The following is a 24,726-nucleotide window of genomic DNA, read 5'->3' as shown; positions in this document are numbered from 1 at the left end:
ACTACTTTAGTTGCGCTAGCCAAATATTAGTAGAATAGGGTATTTGTATTTTAGATTGTTTTAAATTTTTTAAATAATCTTCAATAGAATAAATTATTTGTGCAAAAGATGCACCTGCCTGCCTCTCTAAGGTCGCATGAGATCTCCACGCCTCTATACACTCTTGAATCGTTTGTTCGTGTACGATCATTGAATCTAAATGTATTGCCGAATCAAAAAAACCACTATCAAGAATTATAGAAGTTTGATCCTCACGACGAGTACCGTAGTCATAATGAGAAACATAAGATTTAATAATTGCTTCAATCTGACTTTGAATCGGATCGTCAAAACGACGATGGTTCCACATGCATGCGAACCATCCCTTAGGTTTTAAAATTCGAGCAGTTTCTTTCAAAGCTAATAAACGATCACAAACATTAAATGAACTTCCAAAAGTAACAAAATCAAAAGTTTTATCACTTTGATTAGTTTGTTCGCCAGTTCCTTCAAACCAATTTACATTTTTCATATTTAGAGTCCTCTTCATGCCATTAGCACGCATAGCATCATTTGGCTCTACAGCTGATACTTCGAATCCTCGTTCCGCAAGCATGATCGTCAAATGTGCGACTCCTGCGCCAACATCACAGACTTTACCCGAAGTTAGACCAAAGATTTTTAACATAGAATCAACGGCTGCATCTGAATAATCTGGCCGTTTCAAATATGCATCTGCCAACTTCGTATAATCCCATTCAGTTTTCATTTTGATATTCCTTTTCTTTAATTGATTTCATCAAATTGGTAACAATGTTTTCAATAGTTTTCGTTGGTTCAAACTCGATTACAAAATCAGGATGATTTGGCTCATCAATCGATAAATCTAAACCAGCTACATCAGTAATTTCACCAGAATCAAACTGGCGATAAATTCCCTTAGGATCACGACGACGCAATTCTTCTAACGGAACTTTAATATACACTTCAAAATAACCCTGCAAATTTAAGCGATTCCATAAATGAATTTCTTTTAATAAAGAGATAGTGGCAATCACTACAGTTATACCTTGGTTTACTAAAATGCGGCATAAATGAGAGTATTGGAATGCTAGAGCTAATCTATTTTCTCGTTTATGACTATTAACATTTATTTTATTTGCGTTAAAAACTTCACGTAACTCATCACCATCCAAAATTATAACGGTTTCATTATCTGCACGCATACGCCGAACTAACTCTCTAGAAATAGTAGATTTACCGGCGCCTGACAGCCCTGTAATCCAAATTACTTTTGGTCGAATAGCAATTTTTTCCATAAAGCTCAGTTAGTTAACTTTAGACTATTTATCGTTATAACCATTTTGATTCATATCTCTTTGTTTAAAAATCATTTCGGCAAACAATCCATTGCTTTTATTCGCAAGCTGTTGAAAACTACCATGTTCTACAACTTTACCAGACTTCAGTAAATAAACACTATCTGCATTAATTATAGTAAATAAACGATGAGCAATAATTAAAATAGTACTGTCAGCAGAAAGATTATTGATAGATTTTTGAATGAGTTGCTCAGACTCCACATCTAAAGAACTTGTCGCCTCATCCAAGATAAGAAGCTCTGGCTTCCGCAACAAGGCTCGAGCTAAAGCGATCCTTTGTCTTTGTCCACCTGATAACCGCATTCCACGATCCCCCACTATAGTATCAATCCCTTGTGGAAGAAGTTTTACAAAACCATCCGCGTTAGCAAGCTGAAGAGAAGCCCAAAGTTCACCATCGGTGGCCTGAGGATTTGACCAGAGTAGATTATCACGAATAGAAATATGAAAAAGATAAGGATCTTGTGGAACGTAACCTATTTTTTCCCGAAAAGAATTCTGCTTCCATTCTGAAAGTGGAATTCCATCAATCTGAATCGCTCCGCTTTGAGGCAGTTGCAGACCTAAAACAAGATCCGTCAAAGTTGATTTTCCTGAGCCAGATTCTCCAACAATTGCCGTCATTTTACCTTTTTCAATAAAGATATTAATATTCTCAAGAGTATCTTGACGCAAGGGATACGAAAATGAAAGGTTATCGATTTTTATTCCTTGTTTTAATTCATGAAAAATCTTCAGTCCTTCAATTTCAGCAAGAGACTCTGCTTTCATTTTTAATGAATTCATTTGAATATAACTTGGCAAGAAAGCACTAAAAGTTGTCCCAATTTGTAGAACAGAACCCAACATTGGAAGCGCGCGCATCAAACTCCATAGTATTGCCGTTAATTCTGAAAAAATAATTCCTTCATGCATAGAAAAAGATAATGCAATAATCATGGAAAATATCCCTATAGGTAAAAATAATTTACCTAGTAAATTATTAATGAAATTTACTTTCAACCCCCAACCCGCAGCTACATCATAAGAGTGAATTAAATGATTAATAGATTTCTCTCGCCTTCCATAGCCTAATATAATCTTTGCAGAAGCAATAATTTCCATAATATTACTTGTAAGAGCATTAGAGGCTTCAAGATGACCTTGAGAATTTTTTTTCACGACCCTATTAAAAAACATAATAGGAAGACCGAATAAGATAAAAATGGAAACAGAAATTAAAGTTATCTTAAAATTCATGAAAAAAGGAATACTAATATATATACATAATTGCAATAATTGAGATAAAAAAGTTGCAATATGACCTATCGAATCTCCAACAGTGGACAGCTCCTTACTTAAAGTATTAACAATTTTCCCATGATTAGTCGAACCAAAAAATTCCCACCTAGCCTTAAGAAACGTATTCAGCAAGCCGTGAATGATCTTACGTAAAATCGAATATTTCGTCTTGAGAACATAATAGCCAACCAAAACATCACTCAAATTCTTAAAAAGATTCGCAAACATAAAAAACAATGCAAATGATAAAAAATTAATTGATATGCCCCAAGAGTTAAAACAATCCAAAATATAAATTGTAAATTTACTCGGAGAAATCAGCTTTTGGTCTATTAAATAATCAGCCATCGGCATAATTGAAAATACAGAAACAAAAGAAAAAAGACCTTCAATTAATACGTAAAAACCTAATGAAAAAATCTGGTAAGCATAGTCCGATACAAACCCGTACATTGTCGCAAAAAGTCTATGTTCATTTAGATTTTTACTCATTAAAGTTTTCCAAAGGCAATAATCGCAATACTTTCAGTTTCTTTTTGCCAAAAAAAAATCTAACAAAATTACTATGTACTAATATAAATTTAATCAACAAAAACTTATTCTTTACTTTTAACCCAAAAGGTAAATTAGATTCAAATTTATAATCGGAAAATATGTTTAAAAATAAGTGTTTTTTACGATCATACCCCCAAAGCTCATACAACTTTTTGAATATAAAAGCAAACTTATCCTTATCTCGTTCAGTTACGTAATTCTCATATTTTTTACCAATAATGATATTATTAAATCCACTTATATTATCCGTACCTGAAAGATTCCACCATTTCTTGCCTCCAAAAGAACTTTCTAATAGAATATTATTCCAAGATATATTCAAAAATTGTGCTACATTTTTCATCACTTTCTCAGGACTTGTGTGCAGATCCTCAAGCTTTACTGCGTATGTAACATTTTCAAAATTTTCCATAGGACTATATAAAGATAAAATATTTAAAATTTCAGATATACCTTGAGTTGAATTATTTTGCTTATAAAGAGATAACGCAGACTGCAAGGGCTCCCTAATCATATGTATAATTTTTGTATTCATTTCCAATAAAAATTGCGCTCTACGTAAAATAGGAGAATGCAACGCGAAAACTATCAATTTAATTTTAGTTAGGTCCATTTTTTTACAAGAAGCATAGGCAAAATGAAGGGCTTTAAAAAAGCTAACAGAAGATTGTAATAAGTCTTCTTTAGTAAAAGAATATAAATGATCTTTAAATTCTCTCTCATCAATTGCAATAATTTCATCCTGCCTTTCACCCATTTTATGAAAATTACAGTCCAATCCAGGTTGTTTTCCGCAACATGGTAAAGGGACATCCGAAATATAATACGGATCAAATAATACTCTAAAAGTTTTACAAAAATTTTCAATAACTGCAGACGTTCCCAAACTCGTCAGATCATCAAACCAATCCTGGTAACCAGAAATATACGAACCAGGTATAGTTACACATTCAGGATGGCCATCAAATAAACTCTGAAAAAAAACAGAGCCACTTCTACCATAAAAGCAAATTGCCAAAACGTTATTCAATTTTTCCATATAATTTCCTGAATAATCTAAAATCTAAGAATAGGTTTTTATTAGTATATTTTCATTCATTCGTATTACTCGAAAAAAGAATCTCCCATTTTTCGCAAAAAATGAGCACCGACCCTGGCTTCAGGATGGATCCAATTGTGATATTTAGAAAATTCAGGCCACGCCTTAAAAATCTCCCAAAAACTTTTCTGTCTTTTTAGATCATCTTCAGTCTCTATCCATGATCCAGAAAGTCTCCGTTCTTGCTCCTGAAAAACGTCTAAAATGTCTTCAGGAGCCAAATCTACAATTTGTATTCCTGCATCTTCGTAAAATTGAGTTTCCATATAGTTATGGGCCAAATGTTCCTTAAAAGTCAAATATTTACCTGTAGATTTCCAAACCAAGTATTTAGGCACCCAGATCATCTTATGCCAAGATGTCAAATTTAGCAAAGGCAACGCATTGACATAAAGTGAAGCAGGAGACTTATATATGCTAGGCAATATATCAATACCTGTTCCAGTACTTATAAAAAGCTTCGCATTGAGAGTGAGCCAAATATCCATAAGATCTTCCTGATCTTCAATAAATGGATAATCGATCAGTTTTGAATGTTTGATCGAAACAGGTTTTACACAAGACTTTCCCATTCGAATTACCCAGTAATCCTGAGACAAAAAATACTTAATTCCTTTGACATAAGCATCTATATCCGAGTCTCTATAGCTATGGTATGCCCAATTTCCTCTCGATGCGCCAAATGCTGCATTAACCGGATTGGATAAAAGATATTTCGAATCTCTCACTAAAAGACAAATAAACGGCTCTCCATCCACCCAACCCTTTTCTCGTAACCATGATTTTGCTGAATTAATTTCCCGAGGGGCAATAGAAAATCGTTCAACATCCTTTTGAAACAATCCATCTTTATCTCTGGAAGCAAACAGCGGTGGGATAATGTGAAGTTGACCGCCGGGAATTTTATAATTCAAATAATCTAAATACCTTACCCAACTGCGAACATACAAACGCTTTCGAACTAAGCTACTCCAGTAAGTATTAGAACTATCAGAATCGTTCGGACTAAACCAAAACCAATGATATACTTTCGGAAATCTGGACGACTTCGGTAAGGTAGCTAAATGATAACTTGAATCAATTGTAAAATGGCCGATTCGAGAAGTTAAAATACTACAAAACCTGATTAATATTAAGGGGCGTATAATGCGCAAAATTAACAAAAATGGAAGAGCCCAAATAAAATTCAAAAACATCACAGAAACATAATATATTCGTCTAAAAATTCGGATCAATTTAACAAGCATTCACGAAATACTCTGCAAATTTAAAGTCAATTTATTTTATAAATTTCAAACTAAGCACGCGTTAGGATTAAACATTATAAAAATATAAAATTTATTCAGAAGCTTACTGATTATTGATAAAACTTAAATATTGTTGCCCTCTTCCCCACCAATTAGAAAAATTAGGTAGGGAATTATTGAGATCGCCATCTTTCAACCAGATCGTAATTTCTTTAAGCGCTTTTGCAGTTTCAGGTGCAAGCTGTAAAATCAGATCATGAATACTGGAAAGGTTTTCAAATAACCTGTTCCATCCTTCGTTACTTTCACTCTTTTCAATACTACACATGATAGTCCAGGTTTCATCGCATAGTTCTTCCAACTTTATGCCAAATTCTTTAGAATGTTCAATGAATCTAAAACGATAGTCCAAAAAATTTAAATTTTTCCTGTAATATGAATTCAATGCAACTTGGTTATAACCTTTTGTTTTAGAATTTATATCCTTATACCATCTCCAATCCTCAATAAATTTTGGGGAAGAACCTAAAACTTCAAACCTACCGTCCAAATGATTGATAACATCCGGAATCGATAATAATTTAACATGCTGCAACGGTTGAATGATACTATCCAGTATCCAGTCCTCGACTGGTCTACTCATATTAAGCAAAGTTTTTAAATGGGGCTGATAAATCGGAATTAATAGATCTAGCTGCTTTTTTGTCATCTCGTTGGGAGATAAAAACCTATCCCGCATTAACCTACGAAGCGTTTCAGAAAGATAGGAAACACCATTCGACGTAGTTATTAAAAAAATCCCTTTTTTATCAACGAACTTACAGATATGATTCATAAGAAGTAACGGTTCTGCTTGATGAGGAAGGCAACCCTCTGCAATTACCATATCATATTGAATTTCAGAACTGAAATCTTGAAATAAAGCATGAATCACTTCAATATTATCTTGATCTTTAAACCTTTCTTTAGTCGCCCTGTAACCGACCCTACTTCCATCTACAAGGGTATATAATTTAGGATTCAAACTCGCAGTGTAAACTGCGTTGTGTCCACTGCCCGGTCCGAACTCTATAATTTTTCTATTATTTATGTACCTTGGCAATATTCCTAAAGAAATATATAGGGACTCACGTCTGTAGGAATGCTTTTCTAAGTCTGTTATATTTTGACTGACCGGAGATATATTATTTTTATTATAAAAATCAACAAACGGTATTTCCATAAATTATTAGTCGAAAAGAATCAATCCTCTTGCTAAGGATTCCTGACCTTCAAGCGACTGTCCCCCATCTATAAAAATAACTTGTCCGGTAATGTACCTAGATTTTTCGCTAGAGAAAAAATCCACCGCATTCACAATGTCCATTGCTTCTCCCAACATTCGAAGAGGAGTAATTTTTTTCAATAAATTAGAAACATCTTCGTTCGCTTGATAAAATTCCCTATTTGATTCTTTCAGTACCGTTCCAGGTAAAATACAATTAAATCTAATACCAAGTTTACCTAAATTTACTGCATAATATTTTGTCAAATGCTCTAACGCTGCTTTGCTTAAATGATAACCTAACGGCTGCTCCCTTACAATAAATCTGCCAGCGGGTGAGCCTATGAAAACAAAGGCCCCTCCTTCCATCAAAGGAGTAATTCCTTCGACGAGAATCTTGACAGATTTAAGTTGTATCATCAACTCATAATCTAAGTCATCGGGTAAAGACCTATTCTTCTGAGCAAATACTATATACTTAAATCGAATCTTATTATTTCGGATGTAATGAAGCACATGATTTAAATTTCCTTCGTTTGATAAATCAGCTTCTATGTGATTCCCATGCCATTTTCCTTTATTACGAGATAAAACGTAAGTCTCATCTCCTCGTTCTGAAAATGATTTAGCAATTTCTAAACCGATTCCTTTCGATCCACCTACCACTAAAGAACAATCATTCATCATTCAAAATTCCGCTTTCTTAAACTCTGGAAGCGGACATATCAAAGTGAGTTTATGATTTTTTAATTTAGATCGAATCAAATCAAAGTACCGCCAAGCCAAGACAATTAAAACCGCATCTCCTTCGGAATTGAGAACATCCGGATGTTTTACCGGAATATGCAAGCCTGGACTATAAGTATCAATTTTTCCCGGATTATCATCAACGAGATAATCTACATATTTTTCCAATCCAAAATGATAAATCAATGTAGTGGAAGTCGCCGATGCACCGTACCCGATAATTTTCCTTTTTCCTTTCGATTTTTCGAGTTCTTGTATCAATTCCGTTTTTACTTTATCTATACGGTTCGCATAATTCTTAAAATAAACCTCGGTCATATTCTTTTCTTTTTCAATTTTTACAAACTTTTCAACGTCCGTCGAAACAGAGTGATTTGAACTTTTTCTCGCCCAATAGTACCGAAATGACCCACCCTTAGTTCCAACGTGTTGTAAGTGAATCAATCTCAAGCCGAATGAATCGAAAAATTTCATAAGAGGTAATATTGAAAAATAAGACAAATGTTCATGATAAATGAAATCAAACACCATATTGTCCACCATATCACCTAAATAAGAAGACTCAATCACAATGACTCCGTTTGGTGATAAAAGAAATTCCAATCCTTCCGTAAAGGAATGCAAATCGTCTATGTTCGCGTATAAATTATTGATCGTAATTAAATCAGCTTGCCCTACTTTTTCTTTTATTTTTTTTGCAAGAGAAGGGTCAAAAAAATCCGGTAAAGTTTCAATTCCACCCTGAGTCGCATCTTCAGCAGTTTTAATCGAAGGCTCTATTCCTAGTACTTTTGCCTTCCTTGCTTTAAAATGGCTAAGTAAAGTGCCATCGTTACTTCCAATATCTACGACTAGACTATCTGCCTTTAGGTTGAGTTTCTCAAAAACTTCTCTCGCATAATTTTCAAAATGATTGCTCAATCCGGAAGAACTCGTAGTTACATAGATGTAATCTCTGTATATAATTTCTGGATCGACTACACATTCTATCTGCACAAAATTGCAGCTTTTACATTGAAAAAGATCCAAAGAATAGACATCTTGTTCTTTCTTTTCTTTTACATACGCGTCGCATAACGCCGTCGGGGTCAACGATAATACATTGACCAAATCCTTAGATTTACAAAGCCTACAATCTTTTCTCAAATAAAAATGATTCATTTTAATCTCTGATCTATCTTATTCATAAATTCACAAACGTTTTTTGTATCGTTCTCTTCCGGGCTCCAAGGTGCAAAAATTGTATCTTCTTTTCGAAAAGGCCCTTTTGTTATTTCTAAAAATACCAACCATTCCGATCGAATCAGTAAAGTGTGATAAACGGAAGAACGCATACTATCATAAAAAATTTTACCGGTGTGATAAGCGCCCATATTCATTGCATTTTCTATTTTACCATTATCATCAAACGTAATAAAATCAACCTCGCCCTCCAAAATCATCATAGATTCGGGCTTTCCTAAATGTTTATGAGGCCGAACATACGCCCCCTTAGGATGAACAATAAACATTTCCTGCAACTGTTCATCTCTGTTGAAATGGGAACAAATTCTCGCTCTTTGACGTTTGGTTTTTTTGGCAATTTCGATTAATTTCTGAATATCTCCTTTCTGAATGCCCAAAAGACTTTCAGTAGAATGATATACTTCCTCGGAAACTTTAGTTTGCAGACTGTAGTTGACCATAAATCATTTCTTTCCAAAAGTCGGGCAATAATTTACTGGGCGGAAGTATGGAATGATAACTCATAGTACTATTCATTAAACCCTTCTTTTTTAAAACCTTAAACTCATTTTCAGTATTTACACCTAAAAGAATATGCTTAGCCTTATCGAAAATGTTTTCTGAATTTAAAATTTCTAATCCACAACCAGGGACAAAGGCGTTCTGCTTTTCCTTTTGATCATCTATAAAGAATTTAATATGATCCTTGATTCCAAGGAAGTTTACAAAGTTACAAGATCTGGCCCCACATCCATAAACTGCCACATTTTTATAAGAATCCAAATATTTTTGTAAAGAAGATTTGAATTTAGGATATATTTTTCCGTAATTTATTATTTTATCATTGTGAGAATTTTTTACTCCAGTTGTATTTCTTGTGGATTTCTCGCAATATACGATAAGCGCTTTTCCCGAAAATAAAGTAGTTTCGCTATGTATGATTTGAAATCCATTCAGAGCTAATAAATTCCTAAGCGATTCAATCGTGAAATAATTCACATGTTCTTCCCAAAGAGAATAATCTAAATAGTCAAGATTCCATTGGCTATCAGGTATTTCAATGATAAGCCCTCCATTTTCTTTCAATGACAAATGAATCGCTTGCATAAAGTCTTCTAAATTTGAAATATGTTCCAATACCTGACGTGTAATCACTAAATCGAATTTCCCTTCAGTAGAAACAAAATTTTTCGCATATTCATAATTCCAAAATTTATGAAAAACATTATGACCTTTCTCTTTTGCTATCTGAAAAGAATCAAGCGTAGGCTCTATCCCAACAAGATTAGAATAACGTCTTTCTCTTAAATAATCAAAGAAACTACCATCGTTACAACCGATTTCAAGAATCTTATCAAATTCTCCTAAACAAAAAATTGATTCCATTACTTCTACGAGCCTCGGTACATGTGGTTGGCTTTTCCAACCGCTTACTGTAAAATAGTTTTCATATAATATATTTGGGTCTATTGGATTTTCAATTTGAATAAACCCACAATTAACACAATAGACTAAATGAAATGGGTAAAATTTGCTTAGGCGCAAATAGGGGGATTTTTCTGAGAAAACTTCTTGAGCTTTCGTAAGTTTATGGACTATCGGTTGATTTCCAAAATCTATCAGAGATGCTAAATTATTACTTTTACAAAGTCTGCAGTGCATTAAAGTACCTCAATATGTTTTTCTACTACTCATAGGAATTACTAAAACTTATCTCAAATATTCTGTATTTTTTTCAAAATGAAAATTTATTTAATTTTATAAATCATTGGGATAATTACAAATTATTCTAATATATAAAAGAAATTTGAAATTCTAATTTTTTTTTGCGCCAAACCTATTTTTAAATTTTTTACAAAAAAATATAACTTTCATTCAAATCAAATTGAAACATTCTCTTTTCCTAAAATAGGTATTCAAATTATTGAACATAAGTTCTAAAAAAACCGAATTAACTCCGAAAAAATTAGTTTGACTAAAAATTCAGAACCAGATCGGGTTAAGTGTCCGTGATCAAATGAAATCAGAGAATCGACACCTTCACCGGTGCGCGTTAGACAACCTTCTCTATTGCACAAAGCGTTGGAGTGGGGACAGATAAGCAATTTCCGCCTCAGCCGCCAATTCTCTAAATTTTTTATCCAATTCGATTATATTCTTAATATTCTTCGGTTGAATCCGTAAGGGAATGGCCCTCTCATTTTGAAAGACAATCCTTTTTATTAAAGTATCGAGTAGTCCGCGATTTTCCCATTCGGGTAACGGACCCCAAGTAATACAATATCAGAAACCCCGCTTCGTTTTAAGGAATAAATCGATTCCTTGAAACGACCCATATCTTTTTCAAAAGTAATCTCTTGAGGAAAAAAATAACCCGGCCAATATGCGGAAAGAACAACTATGGAAGGATTTACTTTTAAAATCAGATCGCAATGAACTGATAAGACCTATGACGACGAATAATCTGTTACCCAGTATTACTGTCCATTATCGGCGGAAATCAACAAAAGAGCGCCTATCGAAGGCATCAATGCCCACCATCCGGGAAACGCTTTCTCCTGATCGATACAATAGAAAGCGATTCCGATCAAAAAAATACCGATTATGGATCGGATATTGCGAAATAAGTTATTAAATTTATAATCGAATCGATCCTTATAGAAAATTGCGATATAACCGAGAAAGCTTCCCGTCATCAATTCCCAAAATCTTCCATGGGGAAGAAAAAACGCGGAGGTAAGGTCCTTTCCGGTCAAATAAATATTTATGGAAAAAGAAACGATCCAGAATGCACAAAAGAATTTAAGAAAATCCTTCTTATATTTATGAATGAAAAACAAAACAACCGGCCATAAAATGTAAAACTGCTCTTCGACCGCTAACCATAGATGAAGTAGTATTTAATCCCAGAATCAAAATAACTGGCTTCAGACCAATAAACAATATTTGATACAAACAAAATACCAAAAATAACATGTTTGCTCAACGTTTTAGATCTTCCGCTAAAAGATATAAATATCCGCATAACAAAATAAAAACGAATAACGCAATTAGAGCGGGAAATATTCTTTTAATTCTTTTAAGATAAAAATCCTTAAAACTAAAGGTTTCTGACTTTAAGCTTTTAAAAATAATACTCGATATCTAATATCCGGATATGACAAAAAATATATCTACGCCTATAAACCCGCCTTTAAATCGATAAGGAATCGTGTGATAAATCACAACCGACAAAATGGCTATCGCTCTCAGTCCGTCGATATCCGGTCTATAATCTTTGTGAGTCGGAATTCTAAATAAAATTTCAAAAATTTAATTCATCTAAAATTTCATTTATTCAAAAAATATAAACTCGTAATCTCCGGTATAACCAAACTCACGGTATAACCAAATCCATTCGGAAACTTCTAATAAAGATTCCGCAGTTAAAGCCCAGCATTCTAAGTTAAAAAGCTCTTTTTCATTTCGATAACTTTCTAACATCAAATAACCGTTTCTACCAACTCTTTCCATTTCTTTCAGAGCGGATTTCAACTCAAATAGCTTTAAATTATGAAAGGTACCAAGAGAGATGACTAAATCAAATTCTTTATCCCCAAACGGATAAGGATCCTGAGCCTTGTATGAAAAGAGATACGGTTTTACTTCTTCTTTTGCATTTCCAAGCCCATAAACTGAAGAATCAAAACCTACAACTTTTAACCCAGGCTCGATCAATAGCATTTCATAGAGTAAAAAGCCTTTTCCACATCCCACATCTAAAACCTTGGATCCAGATTTAAGGTTGTAATCTTGAATCAAAGTTTCTGCAACTGGCTTCCATCTGCCGGGAATATATTTATATCCGCCGTATCCGAAACGGCGATCTCCATCCCAATAATCAAAACCGTATTCTTTCGCCTTGATCATACATTCTACCTTATGATCCTGCATACGGGCCAGATAATCTCTCTGAGTCGCTTTGTGAAGCGGTGTAACTATACTCTTAAGCTTTCCCATTCTTTATCATCTAACGAGAAAAATTTTATCTAAGAAACTTTTAATTCTATAAAGATCTTCGCTAATACCTGGAACTAATGGTAAACTTTCATGTAACTCTTCCCATAGAAACCATTTCATGCCGAGACCTTCGTTTAAAATGAGAACATCTTCTTTTACTTCAAGATAAACCGGTAAACAATGATTCCAATGAACCATAGATTTGTCCCTCCATTGCCATTGAAACAACTCGTCATCAATACTCCCAGGAAGACATCCAAGCTCTTCTTCCAATTCCCGCTGCAATGCATCTTTTAGATTTTCACCAGACTCGACTTGACCGCCGAAAAAAGTCCAATAACCTTGAAATATGATTCCTGGTGTAAAATCGCGTTGCTGCAATAAAATACGACGATCATCCCTATAAATTAAAGCTTTAACCGCATGAATAACGGAATGATTCATAAATTAATAATTCAAACAATCAGGCAATATAAGTTTAATTTTCCAAAGATTTTCAATACGTTCCATCTCTTCTTGATCGCTTAACTTTAAGCCTTCTACTGCAAAGTAACAAATCTTATTAGATGAAAGGATACGATCGTAAAAACGTTTTCTATTTCCAGAATCGATAGGAAGTTGAAATAAACTATAGAGGATTATTCCTTCTAGATTCACTAATTCATCTAAGACTTGTTCCAAAATTAAATGGCAACCTTCCATTGCATATTCGGTCGCGCTCAGTAAATAGTGTAGGCCGTTTCTCTGGCAATAATCCCTAATGACAATATTCTGCACATGTTGTGGAACTCTTTCTCCCAAAAACGGCCGACTAAATATATAACCTCTCACACCTTTCATTTCACTTTTGGAAACTGATATTCCATTCCGATTTTGGAAGCCGCACGAAGGGTGATCGGCTCAAAAAATTCCCCTAACTTTTTATCTCCGTAAGGAGTAAATACAGATTTAAACCTACAATTCATAGACCATCGTGTATCGGATTCCTCATTGACTCGATTTCCATGAGGATAACCTTGATCAAATAAAAGAACTTCTCCGTAGTTAACTTCCAGCCACTGAACGTCTTTTGAAATCGATTGAAATAAATTTTCGCTGCTCACTCCGGACTGATTCTTAAAATCCGAGATTAACTTTTTGGACGACTTAGGTGGAAGCAAATACATGGATTTTGTTTTATAACAATCTACGATTGGCAACCAAACTACAATCTCATACGGAGAATCTCCAGACCAAGTATCGGAATGAACCGGAAGAAGTGAACTGTCGTCGTTCGGAAATTGAATGCTTAAGTTTACTCTTAATTGCATGGATAATTCGTTTCCGACTAACGTTTCTAAATAAGGTTTAGCTACTTTATAATAATGATAACGAAAGTCTTTTAAGGAATTCATGGATTGAATCACCTTCAAACGAAATGGATTCAACTCGCTCACGGAAACCTTTTTATGAATTTGATTTAGAAGAATATCGGATGGCTCTTCTTTAGATAAACCCAAAATATTCCTGACTATATCCGCTATACTTTCTCTGATCCAATCCAACGAACCTAGATCGGCAGTTTTTTGAATAGTATAACCATTTCGAACATACTCATCTGTTATTTGTTGTTCATACTCAGATAAAAACATATTTTTCTAATTTATTATACTTTCGTATTTAAAATCCCTAAACAACGATTTCTTTATAAAAAATCTCTGCTTTAAACTGCCGTTTGGCACTTGTTGCATCTAAAATCCTTTTTATAGAGGTTTTCCAGAGACCTTACAAAATGGATTTTAATCATTCGGCAAGTTTCTCAAAAAATGCAGGAGCTCCAACAGGTTACGTAACATTACATTCGTTTTGGAGTTTTAAATCTCTTTTTCGATCCAAATTTGTAAGAATTCCCACATTCCAAATAGTTTAAAGCTCTTAAATAGGAACTTTTACGTTTTTTTAAATCTAAACGATTTTTGAATTGCCTTTTAGTATTTTAAGTGCAAAAAATCCATCGCGAATTTTGAAAAAGAAAATCTAAAATGTAAAAGAAACATTATCATTTCTTAATACCAATCGCATCCTTCATAGTTTTCACTAAAGCATCTTTGTTAATTCCAAAGTGATTTAACAAAGACTCCTGACTTCCATACTTTTCAGAAAATCGATCCGGTAGACCTATCCTTCTAATTTTTCCTGTCTCATTCGGAATCTCTTCATTGCAAAATTCAAGAACCGCGCTTCCCAAACCACCAATTCGAGTATGTTCTTCTACGGTAACCACGCCGGAAACTCTCGGAATCCACTTTTTAAGAGTATCTCCATCCAAAGGTTTTATCGTATGCATATGAATCACTCCACAACTCACCCCTTCAGTTTCCAATTGCTGAATGGCTTCTAAAGCAAGCTGAGTCATAACTCCGGTTGTTACGAACAAACCATCCTTACCTTCTTTCATGACAATGGCTTTTCCAATTTCAAAACCAAGCTCCGGTTTACTGATTACCCTATCTCCACCCTTTGCCAATCGGATATAAATTGGATGGGGCCAATCCACTGTCAAAGGCATCAACCTTTTCATCTCTTCAGCATCACACGGAGCGATAATTGTCATATTCGGTAGGGCACGAAGAATTGCTATATCTTCAACCGCCAAATGCGTAGGTCCAAGAGGAGCATAAACAACTCCTCCTCCATTTGCAATCAAACGAACAGGTAAATCATGTAAACATAAATCTACTGCAACCTGCTCAAAACATCTCCTAGTAAGAAAAGTAGCAATCGTATTCACATAAGGGATATAACCTTCCATCGCCATTCCTGCAGACATACCAACGATATGCTGCTCGCTTACCCCTTCCATATAAAAACGGGCAGGAATATTTTGTTTCATTTCATCTAATACACCTGCACCTAAATCAGAACCTATATATACAACCCTTGGATCTTGCAATGCCAATTGATAAACACTTTTTAAGCTAGTATTGCGCATAATAATATTTTAACCTTTTAGTTTAAACTTTCATACATTATGGAGAATTCTTCAGGAGTTATTTTATTCTTATGATGCCACTGGGGGTTTCCCTCGGCCATAGAAAAGCCTTTCCCTTTTATTGTATGTGCTATAATAGCAGTCGGCTTTGTTTTATTTAATGGCAATTTACTAAATAAACTTTTCAATTCTTTAATATTGTGACCATCTACTTCTTCAATAGCGAAACCAAAACTTTTCCATTTATCCGTTAAAGGTTCAAGATTCAAAACTTCTTCAGTTAAACCATAAGATTGTAATTTATTATAATCTATGATTACGGTTAAATTTGATAAGGAATGTTTAGCAGCACATAACGCTGCTTCCCAGACAGAACCTTCGTTAATTTCTCCATCCCCTGTAATTACAAAAACTCTATGATCTTTCTTTTTAATTTTTGCAGCAATCGCTATCCCAACCCCAATCGACAAACCATGTCCTAAAGCTCCTGTTGAGGCCTCTACGCCTGGGACCTTTCCTCTTTCTGGATGCCCTCCAAGTATTGAATCTGGTTTGCCAAATGTTTTTAAAACATCAAGAGGAAAAAAACCCTTATCTGCAAGAATAGAATACAAAGCCAAACAACCATGACCTTTACTAAGAATCAACCTATCTCGATCCTCCCAATTGGGTTTTTTAGGATCATATTTCAATATATCATCATAAAGAACTCGTAATATTTCAATTAATGATAAAGCTGGACCAATATGCCCTCTTTTTTCTGATTCCATCATTTCAACTATAAGTTTTCTTAATTGTTTAGAACGATCATCCATATTATAGCTTTAACCTTTTTCAATCTGAGCATAAAAATTCTTTTGAATATATTTGAATAAATAAATTGACTTGCTTAACTGTTTTGCTAAGATTTCAGCTTTATGGTTTTGTTTGTTACTATTTGCTAAAACTCTTCTTATCCATATATCTTTTCTAAATTCATTCAATAGAATCAAACACCAACACAATGAATACATAGCCCAGGTAACTTCATATTTCTTCTCCAGAAAATCTCCGAAAATAACAAACATGCCTTTTTTCCAATAACTTCTTTCATCTTCTTGTAAATTCATAGCAGGATGAAAAGACACATCTACTATCAATTTAACAGGATCATCCCAACCGAAGTATTCAAAATCTAAAAAAATAAATTCTCCATTTTTATTTTTTAGCATATTATGAAATCCGAAATCAGAAGGACTCAAAATTAAAAACTCTTTAGGTATGGGTGAATTATAACTTTCTTCTCCACCCCATTTCTTTTTTACCCATTCAATTAAAAAATCTTTAAAGGGTATTAAGTCCATTTCTAAAAAAGATTTCAAATCTGAATGAAATTCGGTTGCAGGGTAGAGTAATTTCAATCTACGTTGAATCTGATTCTCTATATCTATACCTGAAAAACAAGAAGCAGAAGCTCTGCTTATTTCGTTAGGTAATTCAGATTTTGCAATCCAACTTAAATTCTTCATCATATCAAGCATTGCATCCAATCCCATTTTAGATGAAGATATAATTTTCTCACCTTCAACCCAACTATATATACCGCAATTGAGTTTTTTATTATAAAAAATTGGTTCAGGAACATTTTTAATTAAATTTTCATGTAGAAGTCTAAACCCAAAAAATTCTGAATTCAGTCTATTATGATCAGAATCAGACGGATAAAGTTTTAGAGCAAATTTGTCTGAATCTAACGTTTCTAAATACGCTATCCTGGAATTACCCTGTCCTTCGCACCAATATGCATTTTTTAATTCAGGTAAATTGAATTCACTTTTAAAATAAACCAAATCTTCCTGATTGTATTTTCCCAAGATAGAGTGTTCTATTTCATTCCAATAACTTACTTGATTAACATTCCCTTCTTCAAAATCGTAAGAAGTTTGATGAGGATCAAAAAAAAACTTCTTTTGAATCTTTGCCAATAAAGGATGAATTAATATTTCTTTTAAATCATCGATAAAATAAGAATAATTTTCTCTTTCTATTTTTTTTATTTTCTCTTCTTGTGTATCATGAAAATAAACATTTTGCACAAAACCAGTTTTATCAGCTTGATAGAGTCCATTTTCAATAAGGAATTTTAAAGCAGCTGCTCTTAAAGATATGTTTTCTTCATCATAATGTCCGTATTCTGTTTTATGACTTACTACATCTACCGGAATTCCTTTTTTTTTGCATCTCCATAAGAATCGATAAACACCAGGATACAGCTCAGCACAATGAATATAACGTCCGTAGACCTTTCCTTGTAATCGTTGCCACTTATTTTCTCCATCCTTAGATTCTCGTAAAAACTTTCGAACTTCTAGCTTAGTTCCAAGCCAATTTTCCGGAATTAAACCTATCTTTTTACCCACAAAGACAAACGATTTATCGTATGATATAATCGTGTTATCTAAATCAATTCCTATCTTCATTTACGATTCGTAAAAATGATTAACAGCTTGAGCAATTTTATGTAAATCAGCTTCTTTCAAATATTGATGAACAGGTAAAGTTAAAATTCGATCCGCTTGCTTTTCCGTAATAGGAAAATCTCCTTTTTTATAACCAAGATTTTTACTTGCCGGTTGAAGATGTATCGGAATCGGATAATGAATAGAAGTCTCAATACCTAATGAAAATAAATAATCTTTTAACTCATCTCTTCTTTCAACCTGAATTACGAAAGTATGATAAGTATTAAATTCTAAAGGTTTATCTTCTGGGATAAATACATTTTTCTTATCCAATAAAGTTTTATAGAGTTGTGCATTCTGACGCCTTTTTTCAATAACTTGCGGTAAACGCGTTAAACGGAAATTTAAAATCGCCGCCTGGATTGCATCCATTCTCGTTACAAAACCAAATTCACCGACAGTATTCCTATCGATTAAACCATGATTTCTAACCTTACTTACAGAATTATAAATTTTCTCATCGTTTGTTGTCAAAAATCCACCATCGCCGCAAGCATTTAAATTCTTTAATGGATGGGTAGAGAAACATCCAATTTTACCAATAGAACCACTCAGCTTACCATCATATTTAGAACCAATAGATTGTGCTGCATCTTCAATTACGGGTATAGAATATTTGTCTGCAATCCTCATAATTTCATTCATCGCGGCAACTCGGCCAGTTAAATGAACAGGCATAATCGCTTTTGTTTTAGACGTGATAGCCTTTTCTAATTTTTCCGGATCTAAATTCTGGTCTTCTCCTACATCGACAAATACTGGTTTCGCTTTTAGATGAACAATCGAAGCTGTAGAAGCAATAAAAGAGTTTGGCGGAGTAATTACTTCGTCACCCGATTGAATACCAAGTTCCAAAAGCCCACATACGAGCGCATCAGTTCCACTATTTAAAGCAACCGCGTATTTCACTCCGCAGAACTTTGCAACATCCTCTTCAAACTTTGCTACTTCTTGACCACCAATGTACTGACCAGAACCTAAAACGGAATCAAGAACCGGAAGTAATTCTTCTCGTTCGTTTTTCCACTGCTCAACTAAATTTATATAAGGAATGTTTACCATCAGATCATTTACTTAGAATAGAATTCTTTTACAGTAGAAACAACATAATCAATTTCTTCCTTTGAAAGATGTTGATCACAAGGGAACGTAATAATCTTTTTCGTATGTGCGTCCGTTACAGGAAAATCACCTTCTTTATACCCATAGGCTGCTAGTGCCTTTTGTCTATAAATTGGAATCGGATAATGTACCTTAGCCTCTATTCCCTTTTTTATACAATAATCTAAGAGATGATCTCGATTTTCTGCAAAAACAATATATAAATGATAAACAATTCTAAAATCCTTGGGTCTTGGGGGAAGGGTAATTTGAGGAATATTTTTTAAATGTTGATCATAATAATTCGCATTTTCAATACGTTTATTTGAAATAGCTACCGCATTAGGAATAAGCCAATTGCCAACAACAGCTTGTATGGTATCTAACCTAGAATTACATCCTAAAATTTCAACGTTATCACGATCGATCAAACCGTGATTTCTAAGTAATCGTAGATTTTTTGCAAGTTCCTCGTCATCCGTAACAATAACACCTCCATCCGACCAAACATTCAGATTTTTTAAAGGATGAAGAGAAAAAGCTCCCGTATTTCCCCAAGTCCCAGCTTTTTTGTTCTCGATTGCCCCTAGGATAGACTGACAAGCATCTTCTACTACAGGTAGGTTATATTTTTTTGCAATCGGCATCAATTTTCTCATATCAGTCATATAACCCGTGAAATGAACAGGAACTATAGCTTTAGTTTTTTTACTAATGACTTTTTCCAACAAGTCTACATTCATACAAAAAGTATCATCGCAATCTACGAACACCGGAATAGCTCCGAGCTCAGCAATCGCTCCTACTGTTGCTACAAATGTATTTGCCGTTGTAATCACTTCGTCGCCAAATCCTACGCCGAGAGCTTTTAAGGAAAGTTTAATAGCATCCGTACCCGAATTCACTCCTATCGCATACTTTGCACCGATTAACTTAGAGAATTGATTTTCAAATTCAATTAAAGGTTTCCCTAAAGTAAAATCTCCTGTCGGAACAAACCTTTTTAATTCATCCCAAAGATCATCGCAATTTTCAAATTGTTGTTTTAAATATGAATATCTTACTTGCATTTTAACTTACCTTAAACTTAGAGATTGCATACGTTTTATATTAAAATATTTTTCATCAGTCAGAGAATTTGGAAGAAGGCCAGAATCAAAAGCTTTCTTTAAATCTTCTGCCGCAAGCTTGATGGAGCGATTTGCACGAAATCCCAACTGATTATAAATCTTATCGGAGGAAATATGGTAAGATCGATTATCGTTTGTAGGAGTTGTAACTAACTTTACATCTTCTCCGACAACTTCTTTCACCATATTAGCAATTTCAGAAACTGTAAAGTTTAAGTAACCGGCGTTATATATTTCTCCAGCTACCTTTTCTTTTGGAGCGCGTAATAAAACCAAATACGCATCTACCATATCATCGATATGAATGTTCGGACGAAGTTGTGCTCCTCCAAATACGCTAATCTCTCTTTTATGATAAGCAAGATTGGTTAAAATATTTACCACAACATCCAACCTTTGTCTAGGGGAATATCCACAAACTGTTGCGGGTCGGATTGTAACCGTCGTAAAATCATCGGTTTGGTATTCTGCGAGAATCTTTTCGCAATCCGCTTTGAACTTAGAATAATCGGTAAGAGGTTCCAATGAAAAATCTTCCGTAACATTTGGTTCATCTTTAATTCCATAAACGGAAGAAGAAGAAGCATAAATAAATCTTTTCACTCTGTTTTTTTTGCTAATCTCTACAAGCGGTCTAAATGCGTCTAAGTTGATCGATTTTCCTAAATCAGGATTCAATTCAAAACTAGGATCGTTGGAAATACATGCAAGATGAATGACAGAATCATGACCCGGAATTGTTTGATTCAAGACATTTTGATCTCGAATATCCCCTTGAATCTTTGTTAGGTTAGGATGTTCTTTAAGAACATCTTCACCATAGATCATAAGATCTAGGACTGTCACTTTATATCCTTCGTTAAGTAGACGAGGTACGAGCATTGCTCCGACGTAACCCGCACCACCGGTTATATAAATACTTTTAATATCTTGAGCCATCATAGTTACTCCAAGTTCATAATATAATTTTCCACTTTTTGATGAGAGACGGGTATATTCCCTACCGTTTGAACCGCAAGCGCCGCCATACAAGAACCGATCGCGGACGCCTCCATTAAATTTGCACCGGAACACATACTAACTGCAATAGCAGCCAACAAGGAATCTCCGGCACCGGCCACATCGACAGGATTCGACACTAGAGCAGGAAAGTGTTCTTTTCTTATAAAATTTCCGAAAGAATCATTCGAATAAGCGATAAATCCCTCAGCACCTAGTTTAATTAGTAGATTTTTGGAACGTGTTTTCTCCAAAAGAGTATTTGCAATCCATTCCACTCCGTCTTCATGATTACCAAGAGCAATTCTTGCCTCTCGCTCCGTAGGACAAATTAAATTGAATTCTTCAAATTTAGCTACATTACCAACTTGACTGCTACACTGTAAATCTCCGAAAAGTAGAATCTCATTTTTATTCGCTATCGACTGAATTTCCGAGAGAATTCTCGGAGTAATAACACCATAAACAAAATCGCATATAAGAATTCCGTCATAGTTTTTTGCGTCCGTTTTGATCTTCTCAATCAACTGATCTTCTATTTTTTTAGATAAAGAATGTTCTTTTAAACGGCTAACACGAAATAGTTTTTGATTCTCCACCATATAACGAATTTTGAAAGTAGTTGGACGACTGTTATCACTTATTAACTGTACGTCAATTCCTTGTTCTCGCAAATTTTTATATACTAAATTTGCATTCTCGTCCTCGCCTACCACGGATAAAAATGTGCAATTAGCACCCAATGCTTTTACATGAGCCGCTACAATACCCGCACCGCCTACGAATTCTTTTGTTTCCAGTTCTCTTACGACAAGAACGGGGGCTTCGGCACTCATCCCGATTGCGTCACACGCAACATATTGATCAACGATTGTATCGCCAACAACAAGGATTTTCGAATTTGAAAACTTACTAATTTGCTGTAGAAGATTAGAAAGTCTCACCCCTTGTCTCTTACAGGCTTGAAGGAACAATTGTTTTCTTTCAAACTCCAAGTCCTGTTGATTACCGTGTAGTAAATCGGCGCTCGCATAATGAATCTCTCCAGCATGAAAGATCACCTTCCCTTTTTGCTCTTCAACAGTAGAAACAGCTGCTTTGATGTCTTCACGATGGGTATTTTCAAACTCTTTACCCAAAACTAAAACGGAAGGTCTAATTCGAATCGATAAATCTTCCAAAGAAATTTTATCCAATACGTAAACTAAATCCACAAAATGCAAAGAAGCGACACCCTCCGCTCTTTCCATCTGATGAAAATATTTACTTCTTTGGGATTCCGTAATACTCTGATCTCCAAGAACCGCTACTTTTAGCTTTTTTCCAAGACTTTTAGCATATTGTAAAAATCGAATATGCCCTGGATGTATAACATTAAAATGTCCATAACAAAGAACTAAAGACTCCTCTAATGGACTTTCACTAAGTTGGGAAATGTCCCCGACGGATATTATCTTATGCGAATTCGGAATCATAATATTGATTGAATTGATTGATGAATCGAGTTCGATATAAATTCGCTTTCCCATTCATCCAAATTATCCTTTTCTGGAAAAGTGACTTCCTTTTGAGCTTGTGCCAAAGCCTTTGAATTTCCAATATCGCGCATTATACCTTTGTTTTCCCAAGTAGCGATTCTACCTAAAAACTGTGGTAACACCTGATTGCTAAAATCAGTCACGTATTTCCTTTCTCGAATCCAATCTAAAACTTCCGGTTCAATCAAATAGATGGCGGCATTTGCAAGATCCCCCGGGGGGTTCTCTACTTTTTCGTGAAATTTTTGAACCATACCGTCATCGTCGAGTTCCACAATCCCACAACTTTTGGGAGAATCAGTTCGAAACGTCATCATCGTTATCAGAGAAAACTTAGGTCTTTTCAAAAAATGAAATCCTACAAAGGATTTAAAATCGCAAAGACATAGATTATCTCCATGAATCAGAAGGGTAGTTTTCCCTTTAAAAAAATCATAGTTTTTCCGAAGAGTCCCCGCCGTACCTAATAACTCGGGCTCGTAAACGGATTTGACCCAATCCTTATATTTCGGTCTTTTTAAAAAAGAAGAAACAACCTCACTTAAATAGTGAAGATTTACCAACACTTTAGAAATCTTTAATTGAGAGATTTGATCCAACCAAATTTCAAGTAAAGGTTTCCCGGAAATCGGCATCAAACATTTCGGCCAACGATCCGTAAGGGGTTTAAGTCTGGTTCCAAGCCCTGCCGCAAGGATCAAAACATTAATTTCGTTTTTATGAATTGGTTCCGCCAAGATACTTAAACCAATCGGATGTCGCTTTTTCTATTTTGTCAGGCGTCCATACTGGAGCTTCTCTCCAATAATCTATATTTTTAATTAATTCCGCAATACCTGCTTCGATCGATATTTTCGGGAACCACTTAAGATCTTTTTTAATCTTCGTAATATCGGCAAAGGTACTGTCGGGTTCACCAGGTCGCTTCGGGATGTAAGTAACTTCTCCCTTCAAAAGTTCTACAATTCGATTTACTGAAACCGTCGCACCACTTCCAACATTATAGATTTCACCTACTTTATCACTTTGGGCGGCTGCAAAAACTGCTTCCACAACATCTCGCACATAAGTAAAATCCCGAGTTTGTTTTCCATCGCCTACAACTGTGTATGGTTTACCTGCTAACTTTTGAGCTAAAAAAACACCAAAGACCGCACCGTAGGTTCCTGAGGTTCTAGATCTAGGCCCGTAAACGTTAAAAAATCTCAAAGACAAAGCTGGAAATTTATAAACTTGAGCCCAGTGCATGACCAACTCCTCTCCCATCCTTTTTGTAAGGGCATACGGATATTGAGGTTGAATCGGTGAAGTCTCAGGAGTTGGATAAAGTTTCGGAATCCCATAACACGAGGAAGAAGCAGAATAAACAAACCTCTTCACGCCATAGTGCCTACTCGCTTGGAGAACATTTAAAGTACCGGTTACATTAGATTGAAAATAACCCTCCGGATTTTGAATACTAGGAACAATATCCGCGAGTGCCGCAAGATGAAATACACAATCAATTGACTGAAACTTTTTGATCCAATCTCCTTGAATCGATAGATCACATTCCACTAAATCAATATTCTCTTTTACGTGACCTAAATTTAAAGCTCTTCCAGTGCTAAAATTGTCAAGAACGGTAACCTCAAATTTATTTTCTAATAGAAGATCTACGAGATGACTTCCAATGAACCCGGCTCCGCCGGTAACTAAAGCTTTCATTC

Annotated in this window: 25 protein-coding genes; all 25 read right to left on the bottom strand. The window is 34.7% G+C overall.

Annotated elements, in window-relative coordinates:
* Position 1: 1 nt before the first annotated feature.
* The gene (locus LEP1GSC062_RS16570; RefSeq protein WP_020984992.1) at positions 2 to 748 is read right to left on the bottom strand and encodes a class I SAM-dependent methyltransferase; all 747 of its coding nucleotides are present in this window, start codon (positions 746 to 748) and stop codon (positions 2 to 4) included.
* Positions 738 to 1,298, bottom strand: a complete 561-nt coding sequence (locus LEP1GSC062_RS16565; RefSeq protein ID WP_010578389.1) for an adenylyl-sulfate kinase — start codon at positions 1,296 to 1,298, stop codon at positions 738 to 740. Before LEP1GSC062_RS16565 ends, LEP1GSC062_RS16570 begins: the two co-directional genes overlap by 11 nt.
* Before the next feature lie 24 nt (positions 1,299 to 1,322).
* The gene (locus LEP1GSC062_RS16560; RefSeq protein ID WP_010578390.1) at positions 1,323 to 3,134 is read right to left on the bottom strand and encodes an ABC transporter ATP-binding protein; all 1,812 of its coding nucleotides are present in this window, start codon (positions 3,132 to 3,134) and stop codon (positions 1,323 to 1,325) included.
* Complete coding sequence (locus LEP1GSC062_RS16555; RefSeq protein WP_020984865.1) at positions 3,127 to 4,236, bottom strand: sulfotransferase domain-containing protein; 1,110 nt, start codon at positions 4,234 to 4,236, stop codon at positions 3,127 to 3,129. The genes LEP1GSC062_RS16560 and LEP1GSC062_RS16555 overlap by 8 nt, the downstream gene beginning before the upstream one ends.
* A 65-nt stretch (positions 4,237 to 4,301) precedes the next feature.
* Positions 4,302 to 5,210, bottom strand: coding sequence for a TIGR04372 family glycosyltransferase (locus tag LEP1GSC062_RS16550; protein ID WP_244265121.1), 909 nt, complete (start codon positions 5,208 to 5,210; stop codon positions 4,302 to 4,304).
* A gap of 436 nt (positions 5,211 to 5,646) precedes the next feature.
* Positions 5,647 to 6,765: a class I SAM-dependent methyltransferase gene (locus tag LEP1GSC062_RS16545; protein ID WP_010578394.1), complete on the bottom strand. Its 1,119-nt coding sequence runs from the start codon at positions 6,763 to 6,765 to the stop codon at positions 5,647 to 5,649.
* 6 nt (positions 6,766 to 6,771) lie between these two features.
* Positions 6,772 to 7,494: an SDR family NAD(P)-dependent oxidoreductase gene (locus LEP1GSC062_RS16540; RefSeq protein ID WP_010578395.1), complete on the bottom strand. Its 723-nt coding sequence runs from the start codon at positions 7,492 to 7,494 to the stop codon at positions 6,772 to 6,774.
* A complete protein-coding gene (locus LEP1GSC062_RS16535; protein WP_010578396.1) occupies positions 7,495 to 8,715 on the bottom strand; it encodes a class I SAM-dependent methyltransferase in 1,221 nt (406 codons plus the stop codon).
* Positions 8,712 to 9,239, bottom strand: a complete 528-nt coding sequence (locus LEP1GSC062_RS16530) for a WbuC family cupin fold metalloprotein (RefSeq protein WP_020985012.1) — start codon at positions 9,237 to 9,239, stop codon at positions 8,712 to 8,714. The genes LEP1GSC062_RS16535 and LEP1GSC062_RS16530 overlap by 4 nt, the downstream gene beginning before the upstream one ends.
* A complete protein-coding gene (locus LEP1GSC062_RS16525; protein ID WP_039942433.1) occupies positions 9,214 to 10,440 on the bottom strand; it encodes a class I SAM-dependent methyltransferase in 1,227 nt (408 codons plus the stop codon). Before LEP1GSC062_RS16525 ends, LEP1GSC062_RS16530 begins: the two co-directional genes overlap by 26 nt.
* Before the next feature lie 815 nt (positions 10,441 to 11,255).
* Positions 11,256 to 11,618 (bottom strand): hypothetical protein, encoded by a 363-nt coding sequence (locus LEP1GSC062_RS25045; protein WP_010578397.1) that lies wholly within the window; start codon positions 11,616 to 11,618, stop codon positions 11,256 to 11,258.
* 304 nt (positions 11,619 to 11,922) lie between these two features.
* Complete coding sequence (locus LEP1GSC062_RS25615; protein ID WP_341853180.1) at positions 11,923 to 12,003, bottom strand: hypothetical protein; 81 nt, start codon at positions 12,001 to 12,003, stop codon at positions 11,923 to 11,925.
* 108 nt (positions 12,004 to 12,111) lie between these two features.
* Entirely contained in the window at positions 12,112 to 12,777 is a 666-nt protein-coding gene (locus LEP1GSC062_RS16515) for a class I SAM-dependent methyltransferase (protein ID WP_020984860.1), read from the bottom strand.
* Between the two features lie 6 nt (positions 12,778 to 12,783).
* A complete protein-coding gene (locus tag LEP1GSC062_RS16510; RefSeq protein WP_010578399.1) occupies positions 12,784 to 13,221 on the bottom strand; it encodes an NUDIX hydrolase in 438 nt (145 codons plus the stop codon).
* 3 nt (positions 13,222 to 13,224) lie between these two features.
* Positions 13,225 to 13,617 carry an LIC12192 family sporadic carbohydrate cluster protein gene (locus LEP1GSC062_RS16505; RefSeq protein ID WP_010578400.1) on the bottom strand — a complete coding sequence of 131 codons (393 nt, stop codon included), beginning with the start codon at positions 13,615 to 13,617 and terminating at the stop codon, positions 13,225 to 13,227.
* The gene (locus LEP1GSC062_RS16500; RefSeq protein ID WP_010578401.1) at positions 13,614 to 14,408 is read right to left on the bottom strand and encodes a sporadic carbohydrate cluster 2OG-Fe(II) oxygenase; all 795 of its coding nucleotides are present in this window, start codon (positions 14,406 to 14,408) and stop codon (positions 13,614 to 13,616) included. Before LEP1GSC062_RS16500 ends, LEP1GSC062_RS16505 begins: the two co-directional genes overlap by 4 nt.
* Positions 14,409 to 14,815: 407 nt before the next feature.
* Complete coding sequence (locus LEP1GSC062_RS16495; protein ID WP_020984841.1) at positions 14,816 to 15,748, bottom strand: transketolase family protein; 933 nt, start codon at positions 15,746 to 15,748, stop codon at positions 14,816 to 14,818.
* Between the two features lie 17 nt (positions 15,749 to 15,765).
* Positions 15,766 to 16,563 carry a transketolase gene (locus tag LEP1GSC062_RS16490; RefSeq protein ID WP_010578402.1) on the bottom strand — a complete coding sequence of 266 codons (798 nt, stop codon included), beginning with the start codon at positions 16,561 to 16,563 and terminating at the stop codon, positions 15,766 to 15,768.
* A gap of 9 nt (positions 16,564 to 16,572) precedes the next feature.
* Complete coding sequence (locus tag LEP1GSC062_RS16485) at positions 16,573 to 18,207, bottom strand: phosphotransferase (RefSeq protein WP_020984976.1); 1,635 nt, start codon at positions 18,205 to 18,207, stop codon at positions 16,573 to 16,575.
* Complete coding sequence (locus LEP1GSC062_RS16480; protein ID WP_010578405.1) at positions 18,208 to 19,311, bottom strand: DegT/DnrJ/EryC1/StrS family aminotransferase; 1,104 nt, start codon at positions 19,309 to 19,311, stop codon at positions 18,208 to 18,210. It abuts the gene before it with no gap.
* An 8-nt stretch (positions 19,312 to 19,319) separates the two neighbouring features.
* Positions 19,320 to 20,420: a DegT/DnrJ/EryC1/StrS family aminotransferase gene (locus LEP1GSC062_RS16475; protein ID WP_010578406.1), complete on the bottom strand. Its 1,101-nt coding sequence runs from the start codon at positions 20,418 to 20,420 to the stop codon at positions 19,320 to 19,322.
* Positions 20,421 to 20,426: 6 nt separating this feature from the next.
* Complete coding sequence (locus LEP1GSC062_RS16470) at positions 20,427 to 21,419, bottom strand: NAD-dependent epimerase/dehydratase family protein (protein WP_010578407.1); 993 nt, start codon at positions 21,417 to 21,419, stop codon at positions 20,427 to 20,429.
* A gap of 5 nt (positions 21,420 to 21,424) precedes the next feature.
* Entirely contained in the window at positions 21,425 to 22,954 is a 1,530-nt protein-coding gene (locus tag LEP1GSC062_RS16465; RefSeq protein ID WP_020984935.1) for a PfkB family carbohydrate kinase, read from the bottom strand.
* Positions 22,951 to 23,754: a nucleotidyltransferase family protein gene (locus LEP1GSC062_RS16460; protein WP_020984930.1), complete on the bottom strand. Its 804-nt coding sequence runs from the start codon at positions 23,752 to 23,754 to the stop codon at positions 22,951 to 22,953. The genes LEP1GSC062_RS16465 and LEP1GSC062_RS16460 overlap by 4 nt, the downstream gene beginning before the upstream one ends.
* On the bottom strand, positions 23,735 to 24,724 hold the full coding sequence (locus LEP1GSC062_RS16455) for an SDR family oxidoreductase (protein WP_010578410.1): 990 nt from the start codon (positions 24,722 to 24,724) through the stop codon (positions 23,735 to 23,737). Before LEP1GSC062_RS16455 ends, LEP1GSC062_RS16460 begins: the two co-directional genes overlap by 20 nt.
* Positions 24,725 to 24,726: the final 2 nt, after the last annotated feature.

The organism is Leptospira alexanderi serovar Manhao 3 str. L 60 (assembly GCF_000243815.2).
In the GTDB taxonomy this organism is placed as follows: domain Bacteria; phylum Spirochaetota; class Leptospiria; order Leptospirales; family Leptospiraceae; genus Leptospira; species Leptospira alexanderi.
The sequence above is the reverse complement of the archived record's forward strand: the minus strand, read 5'-3'. Positions and strand labels throughout refer to the sequence as shown.

Coding starts and splice junctions, on each gene's coding strand:
- LEP1GSC062_RS16485 (WP_020984976.1), bottom strand. CDS start 18,207: ATGAAGATAGGAATTGATTTAGATAACACGATTATATCATACGATAAA.
- LEP1GSC062_RS16500 (WP_010578401.1), bottom strand. CDS start 14,408: ATGTTTTTATCTGAGTATGAACAACAAATAACAGATGAGTATGTTCGA.
- LEP1GSC062_RS16565 (WP_010578389.1), bottom strand. CDS start 1,298: ATGGAAAAAATTGCTATTCGACCAAAAGTAATTTGGATTACAGGGCTG.
- LEP1GSC062_RS16525 (WP_039942433.1), bottom strand. CDS start 10,440: ATGCACTGCAGACTTTGTAAAAGTAATAATTTAGCATCTCTGATAGAT.
- LEP1GSC062_RS16555 (WP_020984865.1), bottom strand. CDS start 4,236: ATGGAAAAATTGAATAACGTTTTGGCAATTTGCTTTTATGGTAGAAGT.
- LEP1GSC062_RS16510 (WP_010578399.1), bottom strand. CDS start 13,221: ATGAATCATTCCGTTATTCATGCGGTTAAAGCTTTAATTTATAGGGAT.
- LEP1GSC062_RS16545 (WP_010578394.1), bottom strand. CDS start 6,765: ATGGAAATACCGTTTGTTGATTTTTATAATAAAAATAATATATCTCCG.
- LEP1GSC062_RS16475 (WP_010578406.1), bottom strand. CDS start 20,420: ATGCAAGTAAGATATTCATATTTAAAACAACAATTTGAAAATTGCGAT.
- LEP1GSC062_RS16495 (WP_020984841.1), bottom strand. CDS start 15,748: ATGCGCAATACTAGCTTAAAAAGTGTTTATCAATTGGCATTGCAAGAT.
- LEP1GSC062_RS16560 (WP_010578390.1), bottom strand. CDS start 3,134: ATGAGTAAAAATCTAAATGAACATAGACTTTTTGCGACAATGTACGGG.
- LEP1GSC062_RS16490 (WP_010578402.1), bottom strand. CDS start 16,563: ATGGATGATCGTTCTAAACAATTAAGAAAACTTATAGTTGAAATGATG.
- LEP1GSC062_RS16515 (WP_020984860.1), bottom strand. CDS start 12,777: ATGGGAAAGCTTAAGAGTATAGTTACACCGCTTCACAAAGCGACTCAG.
- LEP1GSC062_RS16535 (WP_010578396.1), bottom strand. CDS start 8,715: ATGAATCATTTTTATTTGAGAAAAGATTGTAGGCTTTGTAAATCTAAG.
- LEP1GSC062_RS16540 (WP_010578395.1), bottom strand. CDS start 7,494: ATGATGAATGATTGTTCTTTAGTGGTAGGTGGATCGAAAGGAATCGGT.
- LEP1GSC062_RS16465 (WP_020984935.1), bottom strand. CDS start 22,954: ATGATTCCGAATTCGCATAAGATAATATCCGTCGGGGACATTTCCCAA.
- LEP1GSC062_RS16530 (WP_020985012.1), bottom strand. CDS start 9,239: ATGGTCAACTACAGTCTGCAAACTAAAGTTTCCGAGGAAGTATATCAT.
- LEP1GSC062_RS16455 (WP_010578410.1), bottom strand. CDS start 24,724: ATGAAAGCTTTAGTTACCGGCGGAGCCGGGTTCATTGGAAGTCATCTC.
- LEP1GSC062_RS16480 (WP_010578405.1), bottom strand. CDS start 19,311: ATGGTAAACATTCCTTATATAAATTTAGTTGAGCAGTGGAAAAACGAA.
- LEP1GSC062_RS16470 (WP_010578407.1), bottom strand. CDS start 21,419: ATGGCTCAAGATATTAAAAGTATTTATATAACCGGTGGTGCGGGTTAC.
- LEP1GSC062_RS16505 (WP_010578400.1), bottom strand. CDS start 13,617: ATGAAAGGTGTGAGAGGTTATATATTTAGTCGGCCGTTTTTGGGAGAA.
- LEP1GSC062_RS16570 (WP_020984992.1), bottom strand. CDS start 748: ATGAAAACTGAATGGGATTATACGAAGTTGGCAGATGCATATTTGAAA.